The sequence below is a fragment of the Ferruginibacter sp. genome, from assembly GCF_031430955.1.
GTDB lineage: Bacteria > Bacteroidota > Bacteroidia > Chitinophagales > Chitinophagaceae > Ferruginibacter.
In genome coordinates this window covers 1-11355 of sequence record NZ_JANPCM010000126.1, presented here as the reverse complement: position 1 = coordinate 11355, position 11355 = coordinate 1, and the positions used below count along the sequence as shown (strand labels likewise).

Below are 11355 nucleotides of genomic sequence, written 5' to 3'. Positions count from 1 at the left end.
AATTGTATTATTGTAGACGATGATCTTCTTTCTCAAAGTATATTAAAAAACTATCCAAGGGGAATGAACCCTTTGTATAAGCCATTGACATCTATTGTACATAAATCAGAAGAGTGGGTATTAAAATTATGGAATATAATAAATGAATGGAGTAATGAAAATAAAATCTACTGGCAACTTGCTTTTTTTGATTGTTTACCAAAAGAGTTTGCAAACGAATTTTACAAAGATGTACTACTTAAAACATACTCTTCTTTTGAAAAGAATATTGGTTATTTAAGATTCGAAAGCGTTGAAAAATATCTTCCAATAGACAAAGATATAATTCATAAAACACTAAGAATTATTGTCGACAAAATTGAAAATAATAAATTAAGCATTGCGCTATCTTATCACTTTTTTGAAAATTATTCCAAATTCATTAATGAAGACTTTGAGTTGTTGTCCAAAGCCTATATTCAACAAGAAAAAATTAGTAGCCATTTTGACTTGGAAAGAAAAGGATTAAAAACACTTCTTGAAATTAAGCAGGACTTTCTATATGAATATCTAACTCAATTTTATACAGATACAGATTGGCTTAACAGGAATAATCATAATCATTTGCCCTTCGTATGGGATTTGGACAATCATGAAGCTATTATAGAAAAAGCAGCCGACCTGATAATTGAACATAATCCCTATTTTGGAATTGGGGATTATTCTCTAAATATTCTATTCAGTCACCTTACAGAAGCCCAGCAAACAAAAGCAAAGGCTTTTATTCTTATGTATATTTCCAAATTCAACACAGACTACAAGAAAATGAATACCGTTTTTGATATTGTGCGTAATCTTTTTAAAGATTTTTTTGAAATATCATTCACTCACTATCTAACTTTAAATACAGACTTAGATACATTTAAAGAAATTTATTGGAGAGGAAACGCAGGTTCATATAGTGGTGATGTCATAATTGGTGAAGTACAAGCAAGAGACTGGCAAAATATATTAACAATCGTTGACAAACTAAAAAATCAATTAGACCTCATACCGATAAAAGCATATATAAAGAAGCAAATCGAGTATGAATTGAAAAGTGGAGAAGAAGAAAGAAAAAGAAAATTTTTAACCCCTGGCTGGTAGACAAGCACTAACGCACAACATTGGTATTGCTACAAGTGGGGCTGGACGTTGAAACTTCGGCTGTTTGTTTACTATGTAAAGCAAGTTGGGCATTACAAACTTAGCTTCAGCAAATTGCAAAGCCGGTCTTCAGTACTTATTCGCCTTCGTGGGTGCATCGCTTCTACCATCGCCGCTGCTTGGTTTTTAACCAGCAGTGTATATTTCCTAAACTACTAAAGCAAAAAAGGAGCAAGAAATTAATCTTGCTCCTTTTATATCATGAACGAATTAAAAATTCGTTTTACTCATCATCATCAAAACTCATTGCTTCCTTAGTTGTCATAAGCAATTCGTATTCTTCTTTACTGCCCACAATCATATTTTCAAACTCACGTAAACCTGTACCAGCCGGTATATGATGTCCTGTAATAACGTTCTCTTTCAGTCCAAGCATTAAATCTGTTTTACCCTGTATGGCTGCAGATGATAATACTTTAGTTGTTTCCTGGAATGATGCAGCAGATATCCAGCTGTGTGTACCCAATGATGCCTTTGTAATCCCTAACAACAACGGTGAAGAAGTTGCAGGATGTGCATCACGGAACTCCACTAACTTTTTATCTGCCCTTCTTAAAATAGAATTCTCTTCACGTATATCACGTAGGGTAGCTATCTGACCAGTTTTTAATTTGGTGCTTTCGCCAGCTTCGGTAACTACTTTCTTATCAAAGATGTAATCATTCTCTGCATTAAAATCGTGCCTGTCTTCTGTATCCCCTTCTAAAAATTTAGTATCACCTGCATCTTCTACAGTTACTTTACGCATCATCTGCCTAACAATAACTTCAACGTGTTTATCATTAATTTTTACACCCTGCAAACGGTAAACTTCCTGAATTTCATTTACCACATATTCCTGCACAGCAAATGGTCCTTTAATAGCTAAGATATCAGCCGGGGCAGTTTGTCCGTCACTTAATGCAGCACCGGCTTTTACAAAGTCACCATCCTGCACCAAAATCTGGCGGCTCAATGGCACTAAGTATTTTTTAACTACGCTGTCTTTTGCTTCTACAATAATCTCCCTGTTACCACGCTTGATAGCACCAAACGCAACCACACCATCAATTTCGCAAACAACCGCAGGGTTGCTTGGGTTTCTTGCTTCAAATAATTCAGTTACACGTGGCAGACCTCCCGTAATATCTTTCAGCTTGCTTAATACCCTTGGTATCTTAACTAAAACCTGTCCGCTTCTTACATCATCACCTTCTTCTACTACTACGTGTGAGCCTACAGGTAAGTTATAAGATTTTTTATCTTTTCCTTCTACAATAATTACTGGTAGTTTAGTTTTATCTTTTGTTTCAATAACCACTTTTTCACGGTGACCGGTTTGTTCATCCGATTCATCACGGTAAGTAATACCATCTAACAACGCTTCAAATTTAATAACACCACCAACCTCTGCAACAATTACATTATTAAATGGATCCCATGTACAGATCACATCGCCTTTGGTAACTTTCTGTCCGTCTTTTACATTTAATGTAGCACCGTAAGGAACGTTATTGGTAATTAATAAACGGTCGTTTTTAATATCCATAATTCTTACCTCACCGGTACGGCCAATTACCACATGTACTTTTTTACCTTCATTATCTTCTGTGGCTACTGTACGCAAACCGTCAAACTGAATGGTACCATCAAACTTAGCCGGTAAAGTAGATTCTACAGAAGCAGAACCTGCCACACCACCCACGTGGAAAGTACGTAACGTTAACTGTGTACCCGGCTCACCAATTGATTGTGCTGCAATAATACCCACTGCATCGCCACGCTGTGCCAGCATACCCGATGCAAGGTTTTTACCATAACACCTAACACACACACCACGCTTGCTTTCGCAGGTAAGTACCGAACGTATTTCAACAGTTTCAATGCCGCTTTCATCAATTTTCTTAGCCATATCTGCACTGATCTCTTCACCTGCTGTAATCAATAATTCTTCAGTTAAAGGATGATATACATTATGCAATGAAGTCCTTCCTTCAATCCTGTCGCTTAATGCTTCAATAATATCTTCATTATCTTTTAATGCTGATGTAGCATTACCACGAAGTGTTCCGCAATCTTCTTCATTAATTACTACATCCTGGCTAACGTCAACCAACCTACGGGTTAAGTAACCGGCATCCGCAGTTTTCAAAGCCGTATCCGCCAAACCTTTACGGGCACCATGCGTACTGATAAAATACTCCAATACACTTAAACCATCTTTAAAGTTTGCAAGAATTGGATTTTCAATGATCTCACTTCCTGATGAACCTGATTTACGTGGCTTAGCCATCAATCCCCTCAAACCTGCAAGCTGTTTGATCTGCTGCTTACTACCACGGGCACCCGAATCCAGCATCATATAAACAGAGTTGAAACCTTGTTTATCATTTGCCAGCTCACGAATTAATGTTTCCGTTACTTTAGTATCCACACGGCTCCAGATATCAATAATTTGGTTGTAACGCTCATTATTGGTGATAAGACCCATGTTATAGTTATCCCACACTTCACTTACTTCTACCTGTGCGTTATCAATCAATTCCTGTTTAACATCAGGAATAATTAAGTCATTAATGTTAAATGATAATCCACCACGGAATGCCATACGGTATCCCAATGTTTTAATATCATCTAAGAATTTTGCTGTTACCGGAACGTTGGTCCATTTTAAAATATCACCAACAATTTCCCTCAATGCCTTTTTAGTTAACAAGGCATTTATAAATCCAACTGTTTTAGGTACGTGCTGATTAAAAATTACACGGCCTACAGTTGTTTCAATAAGTTTGAAAGTTAAAGTTCCGTCTGCATTACGGAAGTTGACTTTTACCCTGATGTTAGCATGCAAGTCAATTTGCTTTTCGTTGTAAGCAATGATAACCTCATCAGCAGAGTAAAACGCTTTGCCTTCTCCTTTTACTTTTTCTGTTGCAGTTGATTTTTTACCCTTGGTAATGTAATACAATCCCAATACCATGTCCTGAGAAGGAAGGGTAATTGGCGTACCATTTTGTGGGTTCAAAATATTGTGAGAAGAAAGCATTAATAACTGAGCTTCCAATACAGCAGCATTACTTAAAGGTACGTGTACCGCCATCTGATCACCATCGAAATCGGCGTTGAAAGATGTGGTAACTAATGGATGCAATTGTATCGCCTTACCTTCAATCAATTTTGGCTGAAATGCCTGGATTGACAAACGGTGAAGAGTTGGGGCTCTGTTCAACATTACAGGGTGACCTTTCAAAATATTTTCTAAGATATCCCAGATAATAGCTTCTTTTTTATCAACTAATTTTCTTGCACTCTTCACTGTTTTTACGATACCTCTTTCAATCAGCTTACGAATAATAAATGGCTTAAATAATTCTGCAGCCATATCTTTTGGTAAACCACATTCATGCATTTTCAATTCGGGTCCTACCACAATTACAGAACGGCCAGAGTAATCCACACGTTTACCTAATAAGTTCTGACGGAAACGTCCCTGCTTACCTTTCAATACATCACTCAATGATTTCAAGGCACGTCCACCTTCTGCTTTTACAGCATTGGATTTACGGCTGTTATCAAATAAGCTATCTATCGCTTCCTGCAGCATCCTTTTTTCATTACGAAGGATAACTTCAGGTGCTTTAATTTCTAATAATCTTTTTAAACGGTTATTACGGATAATAACACGACGGTATAAATCATTAAGATCAGAAGATGCAAAACGGCCACCATCCAAAGGAACTAATGGACGTAATTCTGGTGGAATAACAGGAATGTATTGCATTACCATCCACTCAGGACGGTTATTGATTCTTGTATTAGCGTCACGGAAACCTTCTACTACGCTTAAACGCTTTAAAGCATCTGCTTTACGTTGCTGAGAGGTTTCGTTAGCTGCAGAGTGGCGCAGATCAAAACTTAATTGATCCAGATCAATGCGCTGTAACATATCATGCACAGCCTGGGCACCCATCTTAGCGATGAATTTGTTTGGATCTTCATCAGGCAAATGCTGATTATCTTTTGGCAGTGTATCTAAAATATCCAGGTATTCTTCTTCTGTTAAAAGATCAGAATAATTTTGTCCTTTATCAGCACGGATGCCTGATTGAATTACTACAAATCTTTCATAATATACAATGCTCTCTAATTTCTTAGAGCTCATTCCTAATAAGTACCCAATTTTATTTGGTAAAGATTTAAAGTACCAGATATGCACTACAGGCACCACCAATTTAATGTGGCCCATTCTTTCACGACGTACTTTCTTTTCTGTTACTTCCACTCCGCAACGGTCGCACACAATACCTTTGTAACGGATACGCTTATACTTTCCGCAGGCACACTCATAATCTTTTACCGGCCCAAAAATTCTTTCGCAAAACAAACCATCTCTTTCAGGCTTGTAAGTACGGTAGTTAATAGTTTCAGGCTTTAAAATTTCGCCATAGCTTTTTTCCAAAATACTATCCGGAGAAGCCAAACCAATTGTAATTTGAGAAAAGGTAGCTCTTGGACGGTTTTCTTTTTTGAATGCCATATTATTAATTGATAATTTTTAAATTGATAATTGATAATTTTATTTACCAATCTTTTTTAAATCCAATTCTGCTTGTTTTTTCCTTTACAGGTTGTTCTATTAATTTTTTTATGTAAGAGAAAATGATTTTTATGTCTTTGTCGTGCCTGTCTGAACTGCTTTCCAATTTTTCAAGTTTCAGTAGAATGTCTTTATTCAGCATTAACAACTCCTTCATTTTGCTGTAAACCCTCATAATCCTGATGTTTACTTCATTCGCTTGTTTACTACGCAATACACTGGACAACATTAATACGCCATGCTCTGTAAATGCAAAAGGAAGGTACTTGATATTTTGCCCTCTTTTCATGGTCACAAAATGTGACCTTGAAAAGTCCTCAGCCTCCTTAGCAGTCAATTCAAACATAAAGTCTTCAGGGAATTTATCCATGTTCCTTTTTACCGCCTGTTTTAATGCTTTAGTTTCTACACCATACATTTCAGCAAGGTCACTGTCCATCATTACTTTCTGCCCACGTATCAGGTAAATTTTACTTTCAATCGCTGTTTCAGTAATGCTCAGGACTTTTGACATAAAATATTTTTCTTACAAAAAACAAAGAACTATTTATTACTTGAACCTATTCTGCATGAGCAGAAAAAGGCATTTTACTCAAACTTCAAATCCAATCCTAATCCTCTTAATTCATGCACCAGTACATTGAATGATTCAGGGATACCGGCTCTTGGTACGTTATCACCTTTTACAATTGCTTCGTATGTTTTAGCCCTTCCAATGATATCATCAGATTTAAGCGTTAACAACTCCTGCAAAATATTAGATGCGCCATAAGCTTCCAGTGCCCAAACCTCCATCTCACCAAATCTTTGTCCACCAAACTGTGCTTTACCACCTAACGGTTGTTGTGTAATAAGAGAGTATGGTCCGATTGAACGGGCATGCATTTTATCATCCACCATGTGGTGTAACTTAATAATATAGATGATACCCACAGTTGCTTTCTGATCGAAGCGTTCGCCGGTTTCTCCATCATATAAATAAGTATGACCGAATTTAGGTAAGCCTGCTTTATCAATGTTTTCTGCAATTTCATTTACAGAAGCACCGTCGAAAATTGGTGTCGCAAAACGAACGCCTAATTTTTCACCAGCCCAGCCTAATGCTGTTTCATAGATCTGTCCTAAGTTCATACGGCTTGGTACACCCAAGGGATTCAATACAATATCAACCGGTGTTCCATCTTCAAGAAAAGGCATATCTTCCTGGCGAACGATCTTAGCAACAATACCTTTGTTACCGTGGCGACCTGCCATTTTATCACCAACCTTAAGCTTACGCTTAACCGCTAAATAAACTTTAGCTAATTTCAACACACCTGCAGGTAATTCATCACCAATAGAAATGTTGAATTTCTCTCTCTTATAACGGCCTAACTCCTCGTTAAACTTAATATTGTAGTTGTGTAATAAAACGTTTATTAATTCATCAGTTTTAGCATCACCGGTCCATCCCAATGGATTAACATTCTGATAATCGATGTTAGCTAAATTCTTTGCATTAAACTTAGCGCCCTTACCAATCAGCACTTCACCAAAATTGTTGCTCACACTTGCACTGCTCTTATCTTTTAATAAAGTTTGCAGTTTGTTCACCAATAATTCCAGTAAGTCTATTTCATTCTTCTCGTGTGTTTTTTCAATCTTATCCAATTGAGCTTTTTCACGAACCTTTGCATTCTTATCTTTCTTGGCTCTCTGGAATAATTTTTTATCAATTACCACACCTTCAGTTCCGCTTGGTGCTTTTAAAGAAGCATCTTTTGCATCTCCTGCTTTATCACCAAAAATGGCACGTAATAATTTCTCTTCCGGCGTAGGATCGCTTTCACCTTTTGGAGTTATTTTACCAATGATAATATCGCCTTCTTTGATGTGTGCGCCAATACGGATGATACCATTCTGGTCCAAATCTTTTGTCGCTTCTTCACTTACGTTCGGAATATCCGGTGTTAATTCTTCTTCACCCAATTTAGTATCACGTACTTCAATTTCAAATTCACTGATATGGATAGACGTAAACAGATCTTCCTTAACTACTTTCTCACTTATTACAATCGCATCTTCAAAGTTGTAACCTTTCCATGGCATAAAGGCCACTTTCATGTTTCTGCCTAAAGCTAATTCACCACCTTTGGTTGCATAACCTTCCGTTAAGAAATCGCCTTCGCTAACTTTTTGTCCTTTAACAACAGCAGGGCGCAGGTTAATACATGTTTCCTGGTTGGTACGAACAAACTTGGTTAATTTATAAACAATAAGATCTTCTTCAAAAGAAACCAATTGCTGTGTTTCATTTCTCTTATACCTTACATGAATTTCGTTGGCATCAACAAACTCTACCACACCATCACCATCCGAATGAATCTGAATCCTTGCATCACGGGCAGCCTTACCTTCTAAACCAGTACCTACAATAGGCACTTCAGGTTTTATTAATGGTACAGCCTGGCGTTGCATGTTCGATCCCATCAGGGCACGGTTAGCATCATCATGCTCCAGGAACGGAATTAACGAAGCACTTAAACCAACAATTTGGTTAGGAGCCACATCCATGTATTCCACTTCGCCTTTATCTAAAATCGGGAAGTCGCCAGTTTGACGGCTCTTAATTTTATCTTCTACAAAGTTTCCTTTTTCATCAATATCAATATTTGCCTGGGCAATCTTTGCGGTATCTTCTTCTTCTGCACTAAGGAAAGTGATCTTCTTCATATCCACTTTACCTTCTGTTACTTTACGGTAAGGCGTTTCAATAAAGCCCATATCATTGATCTTGGCATGTACACAAAGTGTAGATATCAAACCAATGTTTGGACCTTCGGGAGTTTCAATAGTACACAAACGGCCGTAGTGAGAATAGTGAACGTCACGTACTTCAAAACCGGCTCTCTCCCTGCTTAAACCACCGGGCCCCAGTGCGGAGATACGACGCTTATGCGTTATCTCACTTAAAGGATTGGTTTGGTCTAAGAACTGCGACAACTGAGATGTACCAAAGAATGAATTGATAACAGAAGATAATGTTCTTGCATTGATCAAATCAACCGGTGTGAACACCTCGTTATCACGAACGTTCATTCTTTCACGGATGGTACGGGCCATACGGGCCAACCCAACACCAAACTGAGCATATAACTGCTCTCCCACTGTACGTACACGACGGTTACTTAAATGGTCAATATCATCAACTTCGCTTTTACCATTGGTTAATAATACCAATGTTTTAATGATGGCGATAATATCGTCTTTAGTTAATACTTTCTTTTCGATAGGGAAATTTAAACCCAGGCGGCGGTTAATTTTATAACGGCCTACTTCACCCAGATCGTAACGCTTATCGCTGAAAAATAATTTATCAATAATACCACGTGCAGTTTCATCATCAGGGGCATCAGCACCACGCAATTGCTTGTAGATATGCTGTACCGCTTCCAGTTCACTGTTACTGGTATCTTTATTTAATGTATTGTAGATAATAGCATAATCACCGCTCACTTCTTCCTTTTGGATAAATACGCTCTTTACATCCATTTCCAAAATCATAGCAATATTGCTTTCATCCAGCAAAGTATCTCTCTCTAATACAATTTCATTTCTTTCGATAGAAACTACTTCACCGGTATCTTCATCCACAAAATCTTCTACCCATGTACGTAGCACACGTGCTGCAAGTCTTTTACCAATGCATGCCGCTAAAGTTTTTTTATCTGCTTTAACTTCATTAGCCATCCCAAATAATTCCAGGATGTCTTTATCAGTTTCAAAACCTATAGAACGTAATAAAGTAGTAACAGGGAATTTTTTCTTACGGTCGATGTAAGCAAACATTACATTGTTAATGTCTGTTGCAAATTCCATCCAGGCTCCTTTAAAAGGAATTACCCTTGCAGAGTAAATTTTTGTACCGTTTGGGTGGGTTGACTGGCCGAAGAATACACCGGGTGAACGGTGTAATTGACTAACCACCACACGTTCTGCACCATTAATTACAAAAGTACCACGTGGGGTCATGTAAGGAATGTTTCCTAAAAACACATCCTGAACAATAGTTTGGAAATCCACATGCTCTTCATCGTTACAACTTAAACGCAATTTTGCTTTTAAGGGAACGGCGTAAGTTAATCCCCTTTCAATACACTCTTCAATAGTGTAACGTGGCGGATCAACAAAGTAATCCAGAAATTCCAGTACGAAAATGTTACGGGTATCAGTAATAGGAAAATTTTCCTTGAATACACGGAACAATCCCTCTACGTTTCTCTTATCAGGCGTGGTTTGCAACTGAAAAAAGTCTTTAAAAGATTGAATTTGGATTCCGAGCAAATCGGGTTGTTCTGCCAGGAGTTCAACTTTTCCAAAATTGATACGCTTAGCAGCGGGTGTTTTTGTTGCAGACATATTGTAATTAAGACGTTTAAGTGTGCAGAAGATTTCTTTTAATTTGTCTTAGAAAGCTATTGAAGCCACTAACCCTAAATTAAAGGAGTGCAAAGGTAGGGGATTATTTTCGATTTTTGATTTGCGATTTTAGATTTTTTATGATTTTGGAAGGGTTTTTGCTGATGAGCAGATTTTTTAACTTTTTATCCCCATCCATAAAGTAAAAAGCCGAAGATTACTCCCCGGCTTTTAAGCTATTTTAGAACCGGCTAAAAATTAAGCAATCTCAACCTCAGCACCAGCTTCAGTTAATTTTGTTTTTAATTCTTCAGCAGTTGCTTTATCAACACCTTCTTTAATTGGTTTTGGAGCACCATCCACTAAATCTTTGGCTTCTTTAAGTCCTAAACCTGTTAATTCTTTAACGATTTTTACAATCGCTAATTTGTTAGCACCTGCAGCTTTCAAGATAACATTAAAAGCTGTTTTCTCTTCAACAGCAGCAGCTTCGCCACCACCAGCACTTACTACAACTGCAGCAGCAGCTGGTTCAATACCGTACTCTGATTTTAAAAATTCAGCTAATTCCTGAACTTCTTTAACTGTTAAGCTTACTAATGATTCAGCTAATACTTTTACGTCTGCCATAATGATTAAATTTTTCCCGCCTTCATCGTTTTATCTCCGGCGGAGTTATTAAAAAAATTGTTTGCCCCTATCCCTTAAAGGGGAACTATGGGTGATTTATTAAAATAATTAAATCCAGAATTACAAATGCCTTTACCTCCCTTTAGGGGATGGGGGCATTAACCTTCTACTGGTGCAGCAGCTTCAGCAGCTACTGCCGCTTCGGGCCTGTTTTGCAAAGCACCAATAACACGCTGTATTGGAGATTGCAGTAAACCGATAACCTCACCGATCAATTCATTCTTAGTTTTAATTTTTGTTAATGCTACCAATTGGTTATCGCCTACAAAAATATCACCATTAATAAATGCCGCTTTCAGTTCTGGTTTTTCTGCTTTACTTTCTTTACGAAAACTGCTCAAAATCATTGCAGGATCTTTAGGGTTTTCGCTGAATAATAATGCTGTTACCTTATGCAGAGAATCGTAAACGCCTGAATATTTTTCGGCATCAATACTTTCCAATGCTTTTTTAATTAAAGTGTTTTTAGCCACTTTCATTTCTACCTGCTTATCAAAGCAAACACG

General features: G+C 37.4%; 6 protein-coding genes. 1 reads left to right on the top strand and 5 read right to left on the bottom strand.

Annotated features, from left to right (window positions below; genetic code table 11):
- Positions 1-1125 (top strand): hypothetical protein (locus ACY65O_RS03480; protein ID WP_462219460.1); only part of this gene is annotated, 1125 nt, incomplete at its 5' end.
- 283 nt (positions 1126-1408) lie between these two features.
- On the opposite strand, the gene rpoC is transcribed toward ACY65O_RS03480, so the two are convergent.
- The 5 genes from rpoC to rplJ form a co-directional block, all read right to left on the bottom strand.
- Positions 1409-5701 (bottom strand): DNA-directed RNA polymerase subunit beta', encoded by a 4293-nt coding sequence (gene rpoC, locus ACY65O_RS03475; protein WP_462219459.1) that lies wholly within the window; start codon positions 5699-5701, stop codon positions 1409-1411.
- 43 nt (positions 5702-5744) lie between these two features.
- Positions 5745-6275, bottom strand: coding sequence for an ORF6N domain-containing protein (locus ACY65O_RS03470; RefSeq protein WP_462219458.1), 531 nt, complete (start codon positions 6273-6275; stop codon positions 5745-5747).
- Positions 6276-6349: 74 nt separating this feature from the next.
- Entirely contained in the window at positions 6350-10159 is a 3810-nt protein-coding gene (rpoB, locus tag ACY65O_RS03465; RefSeq protein WP_462219457.1) for a DNA-directed RNA polymerase subunit beta, read from the bottom strand.
- A 258-nt stretch (positions 10160-10417) separates the two neighbouring features.
- Positions 10418-10789, bottom strand: a complete 372-nt coding sequence (gene rplL / locus ACY65O_RS03460; protein WP_462219456.1) for a 50S ribosomal protein L7/L12 — start codon at positions 10787-10789, stop codon at positions 10418-10420.
- Positions 10790-10947: 158 nt separating this feature from the next.
- The coding region (gene rplJ / locus ACY65O_RS03455; protein ID WP_462219455.1) for a 50S ribosomal protein L10 at positions 10948-11355 on the bottom strand (408 nt) is incomplete at its 5' end.